Source organism: Stenotrophomonas sp. SMYL89 (assembly GCF_036319985.1).
Lineage (GTDB): Bacteria > Pseudomonadota > Gammaproteobacteria > Xanthomonadales > Xanthomonadaceae > Stenotrophomonas > Stenotrophomonas maltophilia_Q.
The window spans coordinates 286,271-301,677 of record NZ_JAWIRW010000005.1; the positions used below are offsets into that span (position 1 = coordinate 286,271).

Consider the following 15,407-nt stretch of genomic DNA (forward strand, 5'->3'; position numbering starts at 1 on the left):
GCGGAATGATTAAATCGGAAAAAAATCAGCGCCCGGCAACCGCGGCCATGATCGCCTTCTGCACGTGCAGGCGGTTCTCGGCTTCGTTGATGGCGATGCACTGCGGCGAATCCATCACGCCGTCGGTGGCCTTCACGTTGCGGCGCAGCGGCAGGCAGTGGCTGAACACGCCGTTGTTGGTCAGCGCCATCTTGCGTTCGTCGACGATGAAGTGCTTGAACTGGTCGCGAATCGGCTTTTCCGGCTCCCAGTTGCCGAAGAACGGCAGCGCGCCCCAGCTCTTGGCGTAGACCACGTCGGCGCCGGCGTAGGCGCTGTCGATGTCATGGCTGATCTTCAGCGAACCGCCGCTCTCGGCCACATTCTGCTCGGCCCAGCCCATGTAGCGGTCGTCGAGGATGTAGTCGGCGGTCGGGCACAGCAGGGTCACGTCCATGCCCATGCGGGTGGCGATGGTCAGCGCCGAATTGGCCACGGCGGTGTTCAGCGGCTTGGGGTGGTAGGTCCAGGTCAGCACGTACTTCTTGCCACGCAGGTCCTGGGTGCCGAAGTGCTCCTGCAGGGCCATCACATGCGCCAGTTCCTGGCACGGATGGGTGATGGTCTCCATGTTGATGACCGGCACCGGCGAGTACCTGGCGAAGCTGTTGAGGACGATGTCCTGGCGGTCGTAGGCCCAGTCCTGGAACTTGGGGAACGCACGCACAGCGATGATGTCGCAGTAACGGCCCAGCACCTTGGCCACTTCCGCGATGTGCTCTTCGGTATCGCCGTCCATCACCGTGCCGAGGTTGAACTCGATCGGCCACGCATCCTTGCCCGGCTGCAGCACCACCGCGTGGGCGCCGAGCTGGAACGCGCCCAGTTCGAAGCTGGTGCGGGTGCGCATGGACGGGTTGAAGAACACCAGCGCGATCGACTTGCCCTTGAGCTGGTCGCCGAGCTTGTTGCGCTTGAACAGCGCGGCCTGGGTCAGCAGCGCGTCGAGTTCGCTGCGGCTCCAGTCCTGGGTGTTCAGGAAGTGCTTGGGGGACATCATCTTTCCTTGCGTGGCAGCGCCGGGTCCGGCGCGGTGGAAGGGAAAAGCAGGAAGCAAAGGTGGAACGAAAAGATTGCAGTTGCAGCTTTCAGAACGCGTAAACGAAAAAACCCAGCCGGCGGGCTGGGTTTTTTTCGGACGAACAGCAAAAAGCTCCGGTTACCCAGCGAGAATGTGGGGTTCCGGTCGACGGGCACGCGAGGTCATGCCCGACGCCTGTCGGGCTGCGCTGCTGTCGTGCTGGAAGTCGGTGAGCTTCATGGCCGACAATCTTTGCATGCGGCCGGGGCCGGCGCAAGGGGCTGGGGCCACGGAATCAGGGATTGCCGGCGGCACCCTGCTCGGGGCCCACCCAGGGGGTGATCGAGACACGGATCTTCAGCCGGTTGCCGGGGTCTTCCGGCAGCCGCGAGCGGTACTTGGTGCCCTTGTAGACGTAATCCACGTCATAGGCGATCGGCCGGCGGAATTCACGCCCGACCGGCACGATGCGGCAGTCGCGGGTCAGCATCGGACCGTTGTTGGCTGGCGCCGGAGCCGGCGTCTCCGTCGCGGCCTCCTCGGGGATCTCCTCGTCACTGCGCTTGAACATCGAGCGCACTGAGTCCCAGAAGCGGCTGATCCGGCCCTTGTCCTCGACCGGCTCTTCACCGGTCACGTTGACCGGGGCCAGGGTACGGGTCGAGATCGGCTCGCAATGCTCCTCGGTGCGGGTTGCGCGCAGGGTCTGGAACACCGGCTCGACGTTCAGCACCTGCGCATAGTCGAACTTCACGTTCTCGACGATCACCACCCGGTTGCGCGGCTCGGCCTCCTGCGCCTGGACCACGGCGGCCGTCGCCGACAGGCAGGCCAGGGTCAGCAACGCGGTGGATTTCAGTGGCGACGGGAGCAAGGACACGGCAATAGTGTAGGCAGTGACGAGCGCAAGGGGCTGAACATTACCCGTCCACGCCGCTCCTGCCCACCCCACCTTGGGTGGAGCCGGCGTCCACCGGTGGCAATCGGCGTCCCCAAAGGGGGCCGACACGTTCTAAAATCACAGGCTTGTCCCCCAGCCACAGCCCCATGACCCTGCGCCTGCACAACAACCTGACTCGCCAGCTCGAACCGTTCACCCCGCTCGATCCGGCCTGTCCGACCCTGTATGTGTGTGGCCCCACGGTCTACAACTACGTGCACATCGGCAACGCCCGCGGCCCGGTGGTGTTCGGGGTGCTGGCCGACCTGCTGCGGCGGCGTTTCGGCACACTGCGCTACGCCCGCAACATCACCGACGTGGACGACAAGATCAACACCGCCGCGCGCGAGCAGGGGGTGCCGATCAGCACCATCACCGACAAGTTCGCCGCCGCCTACCGTGAAGACATGGCCGCGCTGGGCGTGGTGCCGCCGGACATCGAACCGGAAGTGACCGCACACATGCCGCAGATCATCACCATGATCGAGCAGCTGGTCGCCAACGGCCATGCCTATGCCGCCGAGGGCCACGTGCTGTTCGCGGTGGCCAGTTTCGACGGCTACGGCAAGCTGTCACGCCGCGACCCGGAAGAGATGCTGGCCGGCGCCCGTGTCGATGTCGCCCCCTACAAGCGCGATCCCGGCGATTTCGTGCTGTGGAAGCCCTCCACCGACGACCTGCCCGGCTGGGAATCGCCGTGGGGCCGTGGGCGCCCGGGCTGGCACATCGAATGCTCGGCGATGGCCGCCGCCCATCTGGGCGAGACCATCGACATCCATGCCGGCGGCGTCGACCTGCAGTTCCCGCACCACGAGAACGAAATCGCGCAGAGCGAATGCGCCCATGGCGGCAGGATCTTCGCTCGCTATTGGCTGCACAACGGCATGCTCAACTTCGGCGGCGCCAAGATGAGCAAGTCGCTGGGCAACATCGAGCGCGTGCATGACCTGGTGCGCCAGCATCCGCCGGAGGCCCTGCGCCTGGCGCTGCTGTCGGCCCATTACCGGCAGCCGCTGGACTGGTCCGATGGCCTGATCGAGCAGTCGGTGCGCACCCTGGACCGCCTGTACGGCACCCTGCGCGAACTGGCGTCGATCGAAGCCAGCGCGGTGATCCCGGCCAGCGTCGAGGCGACCCTGGATGACGACCTGAACACCCCGCAGGCGCTGGCCGAAGTGGCCCGCATCGCCGCCGAGGCGCGTCGTGCCACCGACAAGGCCGAACAGGCGCGCCTGAAGGGCGAGCTGCTCGGCGCCGGCCTGGCGCTGGGCCTGCTGCAGGCCGATCCGGCGCAGTGGTTCGGTACCGCCGCCGGCGATGACGGCGACGATGCCCGCATCCAGGGCCTGATCGACGAGCGCGCTGCGGCCAAGAAGGCGCGTGACTTCGCCCGTGCCGACGCCATCCGCGACCAGCTGGCCGCCGAAGGCATCGTGCTGGATGACACCCCGCAGGGCGTTCGCTGGTCGCGCAAGCGCGGCTGACCTGCCCTGCCCCGTGGCCGGTCCGCCGGCCACGCCCCCACCGTAGAGACTGTTGTGACCGACTCCCCGTTCCCGCTTGAACCCACCGCCGCCGAGGCCCAGACCGCCATCGCCGAGGAATTCGGCTTCTTCGGCGACTGGTCCGAGCGCTACCAGTACCTGATCGACCTCGGCCGCAAGCTGCCCGCCTTCCCGGACGAGTGGAAGACCGAAGAGCACCGCCTGCTGGGCTGCCAGTCGATGGTCTGGATCGTGCCGGAAGGCAACGCGCAGTCGCTGCGCTTCCACGCCATCAGCGACTCGGCCATCGTCTCCGGACTGATCTTCCTGGCCCTGCGCGTGTACTCCGGGCGCTCGGCACAGGAAATCCTGGATACCGAGCCCAGCTACATCCAGGACATCGGGCTGGCCCGCCACCTCTCCCCCACCCGCAGCAACGGCGTGGCGGCGATGCTGGCTTTCATCCGCGAGACCGCGCAGGCCCAGCTGCAGCGCGATCCGTCGTGAGCGAGCCTGCCACAGCCGAAGACACCGCGCTGGGCCTGCTGTCCCGGCCCGGTTTCGCCAAGCTGCTGGCCTACCGCATCTTCGCGATGCTGTCCTACCAGGTGGTGGCAGTCACCGTCGGCTGGCACATCTACGAAGTCACCCGCAATCCGTTCTCGCTGGGCCTGGTCGGCTTGGCCGAGGTGCTGCCGTTCTTCTGCGTGGCGCCGTTCGCCGGCTATCTGGTCGACCACCTGCCGCGCCGCCGGCTGGGCATGGTCGCCTGTTCCGGGCTGATCGCCACGGCGCTGGTGCTGACCGGCGTTGCCACCGGGTGGCTGCCGTTTGAAGGCGTGTGGCCGATCTATGCGGCCATTGCGCTGACCGGCATGGTCCGTGCGTTCCTCTCGCCCATCTACAACGCGCTGTTCGCCCGCGTGCTGGCCCGCGACCAGTTCGCACGCGGCGCCGGGCTCGGCGCCGTGGTGTTCCAGGCCGGCATGGTCGCCGGCCCGGCGCTGGGCGGCGTACTGGTCGGCTTCGGCGGCAAGGGCCTGTCGTATGCGGTGGCCACCGGCTTCGCGCTGGTGGCGATGGCCTGCCTGGCCGCGCTGAAAGTGGAAGAGCCAGTGCACACCGGTCCGGCCGCGCCGATCTTCAAGAGCATCGCCGAAGGCGCGCGCTTCGTGGTCGGCAACCGGATCATGGTCGGCGCGATGGCGCTGGACATGTTCTCGGTGCTTCTGGGCGGCGTGGTGGCGATGCTGCCGGCCTTCCTGCACGAAATCCTGCACCACGGCCCGGAAGGCCTGGGCATCCTGCGCGCGATGCCGGCGCTGGGTTCGGTGTGCGTTGGCCTGTGGCTGGCCCGCCACCCGCTGCACCGCAATGCCGGCCGCGTGCTGCTGTTCGCGGTGGCCGGGTTCGGCCTGTGCGTGATCAGCTTCGGGCTGTCGCAGCACTTCTGGCTGTCGGCGCTGATCCTGCTGTTCTACGGGGCGTTCGATGGCGTGTCGGTGGTGATCCGCTCGACCATCCTGCAGCTGGCCACGCCGGAGGAAATGCGCGGGCGGGTATCGTCGATCAACGGCATCTTCATCAGTTCGTCCAACGAACTGGGCGCGTTCTATGCCGGCACGATGGCGAAGCTGCTCGGCCTGGTGCCGGCGGTGGTGCTGGGCGGGTTCGCGGTGCTGAGCGTGGCCGGGATCACCGCGTGGAAGAACCCGACGCTGCGGAAACTGAATCTTCGCGACCTGCAGTGAACCTGTAGAGCCGAGCCCATGCTCGGCTGCGCATTTCCGTGCGCCCACGCAGCGGTTGCGCCGGGCCGCGCCCGGCGGGCTTCTTCCGCGACCGCGGCGGGGTGTCACTTTCTTTGCGCGCGCACCGTGCTGCAGGAGCAGCGCGGAACGGCGCAGCCGGCCCGCAGGGTGGCGCACATGGATGTGCGCCATCAAGAAAGTCACCAAAGAAACGCGCCGCCATCCGCGAGCCGGTGCTGCGCACTGGTGCCCTGCGCTCCTCGGCGAATCAGGGGACGGCGCGGAGAGCCAGCCGACTAGCAGTCGGCTCTACAGGATAGAGCCGCCTCTTCGCCCCTGATTCCCCTGCGGTGCTCGGCTCGCTACAAGGCGGACCTAACAGCCGCGAGCGCACGCATGACCGCTTCTGGTAGAGCCAAGCCATGCTTGGCTGTTCTTGCTCTTGCTCTTCCCTATCCTCCGGCTTCGGCCTGAGCCGAGCGTGGGCTCGGCTCTACATCAGCCGCGCACGCAGGGAAGCGTCAAGAGCCTGCGGATGGGTCCGGGCAGGACCGTCCGCGGCATGGATGCCGCGGCCGAGCTTACAGGGATGTACTTGCAGCGTGTCCTGCCCGACCCCACCCGCAGGCTCACCCCGATACCCGGAAGGCGCTGCTCTTCGCAGCCAACCCGAACCCAACAAAAAACCCGGCCGAAGCCGGGCTTTTCGCATGACATCACAACGAACCGGAATCAGTCGCCCTGCTGCTTCTGCAGGTGCTCCCAACGCTCCTGGGCGTCGATGGTGCGCTCGGCGGTCAGGCGCGCCTCCAGGCGCTCCAGGCCGATTTCTTCGCCGGTGTCGACGCAGTAGCCGTAGTCGCCCGCTTCCAGGCGCTTGAGGGTGCTGTCGATCTTGCCGATCAGCTTGCGGTAGCGGTCGCGGGTACGCAGTTCCAGCGAGTTCTCGGTCTCGCGGGTCGCACGCTCGGCTTCATCGCCGATGTCACGCACTTCCTCGCGCAGGTTCTCGATGGTCTGCTTGGACTCTTCCACCAGGTCCGCACGCCAGTTCTGCAGGCGCTGGCGGAAGTATTCCTGCTGCAGCGAGCTCATGTATTCCTCTTCCGAGGACGGCTTGTAGCCAGCCGGCAGGATCGGGCGGCCAGTGGCCTCGTCGGTCTTGTATTCGACCACCTTGTACTTGCTGCGCGGGGCCGGTGCAGCCGAGCGGGCGGCGACGGCCACGGCAACCTTGCCGACAGGGCGCGACACGGTCTTCGGGGCGGAATCGGATTTCACGGCGGTTTTGGCAGGCGATTTCGAAACGGGCACGGGATTCTTGGATTGCGGGGCCTTCGAAGCGGCAGGAGCGGCGGCCGGGGCCGGCTTTGAGGCCGGTTGGGCTGCTGCCACTGCCACGGTCTTGGCCGGGACAGGCTTGGCCGGAGCCGGCTTGGCAGCAGGCTTCGGTGCGGACTTCACTACTGGGGCCGGGGTCGGCTTCGCGGCCGGCGCGGCAACATTCTTGGCAACCTTCTTTACAGCGGCAGGCGTGGCGACCGGTTTAGCCGCAGCGACCTTCTTTGCTACGGGCTTGGCAACCGGCTTGACCGCAGCCTTCGGCGCCGGCTTGGCTGCTGCCTTCTTCGCCACCGGCTTGGCGGCGGCCTTCTTGACCGGCGCGGCCTTGCTGGCGGCCTTCTTCACCACCGGCGCCTTCTTGCTGGCAGCGGCAGGCTTGGCCTTGGCAGGCGCAGCGGCCTTCTTCGCCACCGGCTTGGTTGCCTTGACCGGCGTTTTCTTTGCGGTGGCCTTCCTGGCCGCCGGTTGCGAGGACGCTGCCTTGGTCGCCGGCTTGCTCGCCGGTTTCTTGGCAACGGGCTTTGCCGCCAACTTCTTCACAACAGGCTTGGCGGTTTTCTTGGCGGCCGTTGCGGCCTTCTTTGCAGTTTTTTTAGCAGCCACGAAACGCTCTTCCTTGGATTCCCCGGGGCCCGGGAAAGCGGGCCTTTATAGCCTACCCGTCCCGCAGCAGCAACCTCGGCACCCTGCTCCATTCAGTCCTGGAGTCAAGGTGCCCAAGGGGCAGTCCGACGAACACGGACCGCCTTGCGCGGTACGGAACCTGGCCAGCACCCGCGGGTGCTGGTACCGGTCGCAGGCCATCGGCGACATGCGACCAACGGCCCATCCTGCACAAATGCGGCCTTCATGCCAACTGGCATAAGATGACTGGGTGATCTCGCGCCTGCTCATTTCCCTGCTGCGCTTCTACAAGCGCTTCATCAGCCCCCTGCTGGGGCCGCGTTGCCGTTTCGTGCCGAGCTGTTCTGAATACGCGATGGACGCCATCTCCCGACACGGCCCGCTGCGCGGCAGCTGGCTGGCTGCGCGCCGGCTGGGCCGCTGCCATCCGTTCCATCCCGGCGGCTTCGACCCGGTGCCCGAATCCACCCACGCCCCCTCTTGCCGTTGCACAGGAAAACACTGACATGTCCTCCACCCTCATCACCAACGCCCGGATGGTCAACGAAGGCCGCACCTTCGACGGCGACCTGCGCATCGAGAACGGCCGCATCGCGCAGATCGGCAGCGGGCTCACGCCGCGCGACGGCGAGCAGGTGGTGGACGCCGCCGGGCGCTGGCTGCTGCCCGGCATGATCGACGACCAGGTGCATTTCCGCGAGCCGGGCCTGACCCACAAGGGCGACATCGCCAGCGAATCGGCGGCGGCCGTGGCCGGCGGCCTGACCAGCTTCATGGACATGCCCAACACCAACCCGCCGACGCTGGATTCGACCATCCTGGAAGCCAAGTACGAACTGGCACGCGGCCGCGCCTGGGCCAACTACGGCTTCTACCACGGCGCCAGCAATGACAACCTCGAAGCGATCCGTGCACTGGACCCGAAGAAGGCCCCGGGCGTGAAGGTGTTCATGGGCGCCTCCACCGGCAACATGCTGGTGGACAACCCGGAAACCCTGGACGCGATCTTCCGCGAATGCCCGACCCCGATCATCACGCACTGCGAAGACACGCCGATGATCGATGCCAACCTGAAGGCCTTCCAGGAAAAGTACGGTGACGCCCTGACGCCGGACATGCACCCGGACATCCGTTCGCGCGAAGCCTGCATCAAGTCCACCCGGCTGGCGATGTCGCTGGCACGCAAGCACGGTACCCGCCTGCACGTGCTGCACATCTCCACCGCTGACGAGCTGGCACTGTTCGAGAAGGGCCCGCTGATCCGCGCCGACGGCAGTCGCAAGCAGATCACTGCCGAAACCTGCGTGCACTTCCTGCACTTCGCGCGCCCGGATTACGCGACCAAGGGCAACCTGATCAAGTGCAACCCGGCGATCAAGGAAGTATCCGACCGCGAGGCGATCACCGCCGCGCTGGCCGACGACGTGCTGGACGTGCTGGCCACCGACCACGCGCCGCACACCTGGGAAGAGAAGCAGAAGCCGTACGCGCAGGCGCCGTCGGGCCTGCCGCTGGTGCAGTACGCACTGGTGGCCGCGCTGGAGCGCGTGCACGAAGGCAAGCTGACCCGCGAGCAGGTGGTGCAGAAATTCGCACACGCGCCGGCACAGCTGTTCGACGTGGAAGAGCGCGGCTTCCTGCGCGAAGGCTACTTCGCCGACCTGGTGCTGGTGGAGGACGTGCCGTTCACGGTCAAGCGCGAGGACGTGCTGTCCAAGTGTGGCTGGTCGCCGTTTGAAGGCACGACCTTCCGTTCGCGCGTCGCCGCCACCTGGGTCAACGGCCAGCTGGTGTGGGACGGCAGCAAACTGGTCGGCGAGCCGGCCGGCCAGCGCATGACCTACGACCGCTGATGCGCGCGGCTCTCCTGACCGGGGCGCTGCTCCTGGCTGCGCCCCTGCTCTGCACATCTTCGGCCAACGCGCAGGATGGCATCGGCAGCCTGATCGACAGCCGCGTGGTGTTTCCGGCCAGCGCGTCGCAGGGCGCGCTGGTGATCGGCAAAGTTCCCGCTGGCAGCCGCGTCCAGTACGCTGGCCGCCAGCTGCGGGTGAGCGGCTATGGCAGCGTGGTGTTCGGCATCGGCCGCGACGAGAAGGGTCCGTTGCGCGTGCAGGTGCAGCGCGCCGGCGGTGGCAGCGAAACCGTGACCATCGCGGTGACGCCGCGTGACTGGCCGACCGAGCGGGTCAACGGCGTGCCGCCGAAGACGGTCAATCCGCCGCCGGCAATTGCCGAGCGGATCAAGCGCGAACAGGCGCAGGTGACCGCCGCACGCGCCCGCGATGACGACCGTACCGACTTCACCCAGACCTTCATCTGGCCAGTGCAGGGCCGCATCAGCGGTCGCTTCGGCAATGCGCGCGTCTACAACGGCCAACCCGGCGCCGGTCATTCCGGCATGGACATCGCGGTGCCCACCGGCACCCCGGTGAAGGCACCGGCCGCCGGCATCGTCACCTTCGCCGGCCCGGACCTGTACCTGACCGGCGGCACGCTGCTGCTCGACCACGGTTTCGGCGTCAGTTCCAACTTCCTGCACCTGTCGCGCATCGACGTGAAGGTCGGGGATCGCGTCGAGCAGGGCCAGTTGATTGCGGCGGTCGGCGCCACCGGCCGCGCCACCGGCCCGCACCTGCACTGGGGCATGAACTGGTTCGACACCCGTATCGACCCGCTGCTGGTGCTGGAGCGGAAGTAACGCCCATCGCCCGGTGCGGTAGTGAGCCGCTGTTGTAGAGCCGAGCCCACGCTCGGCTGTCGCGCAGAGATGAGCCGAGCATGGGCTCGGCTCTACAGACAGCATGCGGATCAAGGTCCGCACCCACCAGAATCAATCAGCCGCGCGCTGCCCACCACACGCGCAACAGCGTGCGCACCGGGGTGGCTTCGATCGGCTTGCCTGCGGCCTGCGCGGCCACGCGTGCGCGCGCCAGGCTGGACCACACGCGGCGCGGGCGCGGACCGGGTACGCGGCTGCCCCACCCCTTCAGCAGGTACTGCGCCCAGCGCTGCGCAGCGGTGCTGGAATCCTCATCCAGCAGGCTGCGCGGTACACCGGCCACGCCGGCATCCTGCAGGCGCTGGGCCAGGGTCTGCAGCTGCACCGCACGGCCGGCACCGGTGCGCGGCTTGTCCGCGAACAACGCCGCCTCGACCGCAGCCACGGCTTCAGCGTAGTTGACCAGCGCACGCTCGGCACTGGCGGCGTCCAGCGCGACGGTACGCGCTTCAACCAGATCCGGCAGAGCCTCGGCCAGCTGCGCCCACGGCGCACGCACCGGCTCCAGCAGGCGCCCCAACGGATGACGCGACCGGTACGCAGCCCAGCTGCGCAGCTCCTCGCCCCACCATGCCAGCTTGGCATCGGCTGGCAGCGGGTCGCCACTGGTGTTGAGCATGTCGTCGAATTCCTGCAGCAGCGCGAACCACGCAACTGCAAGCTCGCGTTGCGATTCGGCCACGAACGGGGCGGCCACCGACCATTCCGGCCAGCGGCTGCGCCACTTGTCGAGGAAACTGTCCAGCGCGGTACTGCTCACTACGTCATTCCTTACGGCTGGGCCGGGGTTGCCGGCCGGGTCGGCCAGAGGCTGGCCAGTTGCAGAAGTCCGGCGTTCTCGACCAGCACGTCGGCCTGCCAGGCCAGGGGGTCGTCGCTGTGCAGGCGGTAGCCCCACAGCGCCGCCACCGACGGCATGGCGGCAGCGCGTGCGGCGATGATGTCGCGCTCGTCGTCGCCCACGTACACGCAGTCTTCGGCGGCAACGGCAATCGCCTGCGCGGCGTGCAGCAGCGGCAGCGGATGCGGCTTGCGCTCGGCCAGGCTGTCGCCGCCCACCAGCACCGCACAGCGTTGCTGCCAGCCGTACTGCGGCACAATCAGCCGCGCCAGGTACTCCGGCTTGTTGGTGACGATGCCCCACACTGTGCCGGCGGCATCCAGTGCAGCAAGCATGTCTGCAACGCCATCGAACAATACCGCGTGCTGGCCGATCAACCGCTCGTAGCGCTGCAGAAACTCCGGAATCAGCGCATCACGCGCCGCCGTGTCCAGTTCGGGGAAGGCTGCCGAGACCATCGCACGCGAGCCCTTCGACACCACCGGGCGCAACAACGCCGGATCGATCGGTGCACGGCCACGCTCGGCCAGCATCGCATCGCAGGTGGCAACGAAGTCCGGTGCACTGTCCAGCAGCGTGCCGTCCAGGTCGAACAGCACCGCACGCGGGAAACCGGGGGAGGTCATGCCGGCTTGACCGCGTAGGCCAGGTAGTTGATGTCGGTGCGGCTGCTCAGGCGGGCGTGGTTGCGCCACGGCTCGTAGGCCATGCCGCTGACATCCACCAGCTGCATGTCGGCCTCGCGCAACCAGCGCGCCAGCTCGGCCGGCTTGATGAATTCCTGGTAGTGATGTGTGCCCTTGGGCAGCAGCCGCGCCACGTACTCGGCGCCGACAATCGCCACCGCGAAGGCAGCAGCGGTGCGGTTGATGGTCGACAGGAACAGGTGACCGCCCGGCTTCAGCAGGCGCTTGCAGGCTTCGATGATCGCGCCCGGATCCGGCACGTGCTCGAGCATTTCCATGCAGGTGACCACATCGAAACTGCCCGGCTGCTCGGCAGCCAGGTCCTCGGCGGCCTGGACGCGATAATCGACCTTGGCACCGCTTTCCAGCGCGTGCAGGCGCGCGACCTTGACCAGTTCCGGGGCCAGGTCGATGGCGGTGACGTCGGCACCGGACTGCGCCAGCGCCTCGCTCAGCAGGCCGCCACCGCAGCCGATGTCCAGCACGCGCGCACCGCGCAGCGGCACGCGGTCGGCCACGTACTTCAGCCGCACCGGGTTCAGCGCATGCAGCGGCTTCTGCGGGCCGTCAGCGTCCCACCAGCGGTTGGCCAGCGCGGCGAACTTGTCCAGCTCGGCCTGATCGAAATTGGAGGAAGCGTGGGGGGCAGTCATGGGGAAGTCCTTGCAGCGCCAGGGTTCAGGCGCGGATATGACGGATACGCTCGCGCCACTGGCGCGCGTTGGCGATGATGCCCGGCAGGTCCATGCCGACCAGCTCGCGCTGCACCAGCTTCGGCTTGCCGGCAATCCAGACATCGCTGACCTGCTGGCGGCCGGTGGCGTACACCAGCTGCGACAGCACGTTGTGCAGCGGCTGGGTTTCCAGCGCGGACAGGTCGACGCAGACCAGGTCGGCCTGCTTGCCGACCTCGATCGAACCGATGCGGTCGCCGAAGCCCAGCGCGCGGGCGCCACCCAGCGTGGAGGCACGCAGCGTGGTGGCTGCATCCAGCGCGGTGGCGTCGTCGGCCACGGCCTTGGCCAGGATCGCCGCAGTGCGGTTCTCGCTGAACATGTCCAGGTCGTTGTTGCTGGCGCAGCCGTCGGTGCCGATGGCCAGGTTCACGCCGGCGCGCTGCAGGGCGCAGGCCGGGCAGAAACCGGAGGCCAGCTTCAGGTTCGATTCCGGGCAGTGCACCACGCTGACGCCGCGTTCGGCGCACAGGTGGATTTCCGCGTCGGTCAGCTGGGTCATGTGCACCGCGATCAGGCGGTCGTTGACCAGCCCGAGCCGATCCAGCCGCGCCAGCGGGCGCTGGCCGTGCAGCTTGATCGAATCGGTGATTTCCTGCGCGGTCTCGTGGGTGTGCAGGTGGACCTGCATGTCGAGCTGGTCGGACAGCATCCGCACCCGCTCGAAATTGGCGTCGTTTACGGTGTACGGCGCGTGCGGCGCGAACGCGGTGCCGATCAGCGGATCGGTGCGCCACTGGTCATGCAGTTCACCGGCCTTGGCGAAGTACTCGTCGTCGGTCTTGGCCCAGGCGGTGGGGAAATCGATGATGACCGCGCCGACCAGCGCGCGGAAACCATGCTTCTTGTAGACCGCGGCCTGCACGTCGCCGAAGAAGTAGTTCTCGTTGGCGCAGGTGGTGCCGCCGCGCAGCATCTCGGCGATGGCCAGGGTGGTGCCGTCGGCGACGAATTCGGGGCCGATCACCGCCGCTTCCACCGGCCAGATGTGCTGCTGCAGCCAGGTCATCAGTGGCAGGTCGTCGGCGACGCCGCGCAGCAGGGTCATCGGATTGTGCGTGTGCGCGTTGACCAGGCCCGGCATCAGCGCCGCCTCGGGGCGGCTGACCACCTGCGCGGCACGGAAGCGCGCACGCGCCTCGGCACGCGGCAGGATGGCGACGATCTCGCTGCCACGCACGGCCACGGCATGGTCTTCCAGCACCACCGCATGCGGCTCGATCGGAACGACATAACCGGCTTCGATGAGCAGGTCGCAGGCTTCGGGGAGGTGCGGGCTATCGCTCATGCGGGCTCACTGGCTATTGGAGAAGGGCCTGGCGGGAGGCGGTAGCGCCGGGCCATGCCCGGCGGCTGTCCGCTGCGGCGCCATGGGCGCCAGCAACAGGTTCCGGGTTGTGCCCGGAAAGCCGAGCATGGCTCGGCTCTACAGGTAATCCGACTGCGCCGGATTACTTGACGCGTGCGGAGTACTCGCCCGAACGGGTGTCGACGCGGATCACTTCGTCCTGGTTGACGAACAGCGGCACGCGGACCACGGCGCCGGTTTCCAGGGTGGCCGGCTTGCCGCCGCCGCCCGAGGTGTCGCCACGGACGCCCGGATCGGTCTCGGTGATCTTCAGTTCGACGAAGTTCGGCGGCTGCACGAAGATCGGCTCACCGTTCCACAGGGTGACCACGCAGGACTCTTCGCCCTTCAGCCACTTCTCGGCGCCGCCCATGCCGGCCTTGGTGGCCTGGACCTGCTCGAAGGATTCCGGATCCATGAAGTGCCAGTACTCGCCATCGCTGTACATGAAGTTCATGTCGGTGTCGACGACGTCGGCTGCATCCAGCGAGTCGGTCGACTTCATGGTCACTTCCTGGGTACGGCCGTCCTTGATCAGGCGGTACTTCACGCGGGTGAAGGCCTGGCCCTTGCCCGGCTTGACGTATTCGGTGTCGATGATGACGGCCGGTTGGTTGTTGACCAGGATCTTCATCCCGTTCTTGACGTCGTTCATGCCGTAGCTGGCCATGCGTAAACTCCTGAGTGGCAGAAACACCGCGGGTGCGGCGAGCCGTTAGAATGGAAAGCCCACCGGATGCCGGTGGGCGACTGTTTTTCTGCCCCCATGATAACCGCAGGCCCCCTCTCCATGCAGCTTTCCGCCTTCCCCCGGCCCCAGTCGCCAGGCGCGCCCGCGCGCTGGCAGCAGCTCTGGCGCCAGGCACTGCGCGACCCACAGGCCCTGCTGGCCCGGCTGCAGCTGGACCCGGCCGCGCTGGGCGTCTCGGAAGCGGCCATGGCCCAGTTCGCGCTGCGCGTGCCGGAGGGGTTCGTGGCCCGCATGCGCAAGGGTGATCCGGCCGATCCGCTGCTGCGGCAGGTGCTGCCGATCGACGAGGAAATGCGTCCCGCGCCCGGGTTCAGCTTCGATGCGGTGGGCGATGGCGCGGCCAAGAAGGCCACCGGCGTCATCCAGAAGTACCGTGGCCGCGCCCTGCTGGTTGCCACCGGCAGCTGCGCGATCAACTGCCGCTACTGCTTCCGCCGCCACTTCGACTATGGCGCGGAGAACGCCGCCAGGGGTAGCTGGCAGGAGGCCGTAGCCGCCATCGCCGCCGACCCGGACATCGACGAGGTGATCCTGTCCGGCGGCGATCCACTGTCTCTGGCCACGCACAAGCTGGTCGAGCTGACCGACGCACTGCGCGCGATCCCGCACATCCGCCGCCTGCGCATCCACAGCCGCCTGCCGATCGTGCTGCCCGAACGCGTGGACGAGGAGCTGCTGGCCTGGCTGGGCGGCCTGCCGTGGCCGCTGGCCATCGTGGTCCACGCCAACCACGCCAACGAATTCGACGCCAGCGTGGACGCCGCGATGGCGCGCCTGCGCGGCACCGGCGCCCAACTGCTGAACCAGGCGGTGCTGCTGCGCGGAGTCAACGACAGCGTGCAGGCGCTGCAGGACCTGAGCGAGCGCAGCTTCGCTGCCGGCGTGCTGCCCTACTACCTGCACCAGCTGGACCGGGTCGAAGGCGTGGCCCACTTTGAAGTGGATGACACCCAGGCCAAGGCACTGATTGCCGGGTTGACCACGCGCCTGTCCGGTTACCTGATTCCGAAACTGGTGCGCGAGCTGCCGGGCGACCCGAGCAAGCGCCCGCTGTAAATCCGG

15 protein-coding genes are annotated in these 15,407 nt (G+C 67.6%); 7 read left to right on the forward strand and 8 right to left on the reverse strand.

The window, feature by feature from the left end; all coding sequences use genetic code 11:
• Nucleotides 1-25 precede the first annotated feature (25 nt).
• Both V3B41_RS08995 and V3B41_RS09000 read right to left on the reverse strand, forming a co-directional pair.
• Nucleotides 26-1,036 (reverse strand): N-acetylornithine carbamoyltransferase, encoded by a 1,011-nt coding sequence (locus tag V3B41_RS08995; RefSeq protein ID WP_286073917.1) that lies wholly within the window; start codon nt 1,034-1,036, stop codon nt 26-28.
• A 319-nt stretch (nt 1,037-1,355) separates the two neighbouring features.
• Entirely contained in the window at nt 1,356-1,919 is a 564-nt protein-coding gene (locus V3B41_RS09000) for a hypothetical protein (protein ID WP_329860782.1), read from the reverse strand.
• A 188-nt stretch (nt 1,920-2,107) separates the two neighbouring features.
• On the opposite strand from V3B41_RS09000, the gene cysS reads away from it, so the two are divergent.
• From cysS to V3B41_RS09015, 3 genes are read left to right on the forward strand one after another with little or no spacing between them, the layout of a single operon-like run.
• On the forward strand, nt 2,108-3,484 hold the full coding sequence (gene cysS / locus V3B41_RS09005; protein ID WP_329860747.1) for a cysteine--tRNA ligase: 1,377 nt from the start codon (nt 2,108-2,110) through the stop codon (nt 3,482-3,484).
• Between the two features lie 54 nt (nt 3,485-3,538).
• Nucleotides 3,539-3,991, forward strand: coding sequence for a SufE family protein (locus V3B41_RS09010; RefSeq protein WP_005410372.1), 453 nt, complete (start codon nt 3,539-3,541; stop codon nt 3,989-3,991).
• The gene (locus tag V3B41_RS09015) at nt 3,988-5,235 is read left to right on the forward strand and encodes an MFS transporter (RefSeq protein ID WP_329860749.1); all 1,248 of its coding nucleotides are present in this window, start codon (nt 3,988-3,990) and stop codon (nt 5,233-5,235) included. Before V3B41_RS09010 ends, V3B41_RS09015 begins: the two co-directional genes overlap by 4 nt.
• A gap of 732 nt (nt 5,236-5,967) precedes the next feature.
• Here the strand turns inward: V3B41_RS09015 and dksA are convergent.
• Nucleotides 5,968-7,182, reverse strand: a complete 1,215-nt coding sequence (gene dksA, locus V3B41_RS09020; RefSeq protein ID WP_049429620.1) for an RNA polymerase-binding protein DksA — start codon at nt 7,180-7,182, stop codon at nt 5,968-5,970.
• A 271-nt stretch (nt 7,183-7,453) separates the two neighbouring features.
• Here dksA and yidD point away from each other — a divergent pair, with 271 nt between their 5' ends.
• The 3 genes from yidD to V3B41_RS09035 are packed head-to-tail and all read left to right on the forward strand — an operon-like array spanning nt 7,454 to nt 9,904.
• Nucleotides 7,454-7,708, forward strand: a complete 255-nt coding sequence (yidD, locus tag V3B41_RS09025; protein ID WP_049429621.1) for a membrane protein insertion efficiency factor YidD — start codon at nt 7,454-7,456, stop codon at nt 7,706-7,708.
• A gap of 1 nt (nt 7,709) precedes the next feature.
• The gene (locus V3B41_RS09030) at nt 7,710-9,056 is read left to right on the forward strand and encodes a dihydroorotase (RefSeq protein WP_049429622.1); all 1,347 of its coding nucleotides are present in this window, start codon (nt 7,710-7,712) and stop codon (nt 9,054-9,056) included.
• The gene (locus V3B41_RS09035; RefSeq protein ID WP_329860753.1) at nt 9,056-9,904 is read left to right on the forward strand and encodes a M23 family metallopeptidase; all 849 of its coding nucleotides are present in this window, start codon (nt 9,056-9,058) and stop codon (nt 9,902-9,904) included. The genes V3B41_RS09030 and V3B41_RS09035 overlap by 1 nt, the downstream gene beginning before the upstream one ends.
• 136 nt (nt 9,905-10,040) lie before the next feature.
• On the opposite strand, the gene V3B41_RS09040 is transcribed toward V3B41_RS09035, so the two are convergent.
• The 5 genes from V3B41_RS09040 to efp form a co-directional block, all read right to left on the reverse strand.
• Nucleotides 10,041-10,745, reverse strand: a complete 705-nt coding sequence (locus V3B41_RS09040; RefSeq protein WP_329860755.1) for a squalene/phytoene synthase family protein — start codon at nt 10,743-10,745, stop codon at nt 10,041-10,043.
• Between the two features lie 11 nt (nt 10,746-10,756).
• The gene (locus tag V3B41_RS09045) at nt 10,757-11,452 is read right to left on the reverse strand and encodes a phosphoglycolate phosphatase (protein ID WP_049429625.1); all 696 of its coding nucleotides are present in this window, start codon (nt 11,450-11,452) and stop codon (nt 10,757-10,759) included.
• Complete coding sequence (gene ubiG, locus V3B41_RS09050) at nt 11,449-12,165, reverse strand: bifunctional 2-polyprenyl-6-hydroxyphenol methylase/3-demethylubiquinol 3-O-methyltransferase UbiG (protein ID WP_049429626.1); 717 nt, start codon at nt 12,163-12,165, stop codon at nt 11,449-11,451. Before ubiG ends, V3B41_RS09045 begins: the two co-directional genes overlap by 4 nt.
• A gap of 25 nt (nt 12,166-12,190) precedes the next feature.
• Entirely contained in the window at nt 12,191-13,534 is a 1,344-nt protein-coding gene (locus V3B41_RS09055; protein WP_006457248.1) for a TRZ/ATZ family hydrolase, read from the reverse strand.
• A gap of 163 nt (nt 13,535-13,697) precedes the next feature.
• Complete coding sequence (gene efp / locus V3B41_RS09060) at nt 13,698-14,264, reverse strand: elongation factor P (protein WP_005410381.1); 567 nt, start codon at nt 14,262-14,264, stop codon at nt 13,698-13,700.
• 96 nt (nt 14,265-14,360) lie between these two features.
• Between efp and epmB the strand changes: the two genes are divergently transcribed.
• Entirely contained in the window at nt 14,361-15,401 is a 1,041-nt protein-coding gene (epmB, locus tag V3B41_RS09065) for an EF-P beta-lysylation protein EpmB (RefSeq protein ID WP_329860759.1), read from the forward strand.
• Nucleotides 15,402-15,407 lie beyond the last annotated feature (6 nt).

Coding starts and splice junctions, on each gene's coding strand:
- V3B41_RS08995 (WP_286073917.1), bottom strand. CDS start 1,036: ATGTCCCCCAAGCACTTCCTGAACACCCAGGACTGGAGCCGCAGCGAA.
- cysS (WP_329860747.1), top strand. CDS start 2,108: ATGACCCTGCGCCTGCACAACAACCTGACTCGCCAGCTCGAACCGTTC.
- V3B41_RS09030 (WP_049429622.1), top strand. CDS start 7,710: ATGTCCTCCACCCTCATCACCAACGCCCGGATGGTCAACGAAGGCCGC.
- V3B41_RS09035 (WP_329860753.1), top strand. CDS start 9,056: ATGCGCGCGGCTCTCCTGACCGGGGCGCTGCTCCTGGCTGCGCCCCTG.
- V3B41_RS09045 (WP_049429625.1), bottom strand. CDS start 11,452: ATGACCTCCCCCGGTTTCCCGCGTGCGGTGCTGTTCGACCTGGACGGC.
- ubiG (WP_049429626.1), bottom strand. CDS start 12,165: ATGACTGCCCCCCACGCTTCCTCCAATTTCGATCAGGCCGAGCTGGAC.
- V3B41_RS09055 (WP_006457248.1), bottom strand. CDS start 13,534: ATGAGCGATAGCCCGCACCTCCCCGAAGCCTGCGACCTGCTCATCGAA.
- efp (WP_005410381.1), bottom strand. CDS start 14,264: ATGGCCAGCTACGGCATGAACGACGTCAAGAACGGGATGAAGATCCTG.
- epmB (WP_329860759.1), top strand. CDS start 14,361: ATGATAACCGCAGGCCCCCTCTCCATGCAGCTTTCCGCCTTCCCCCGG.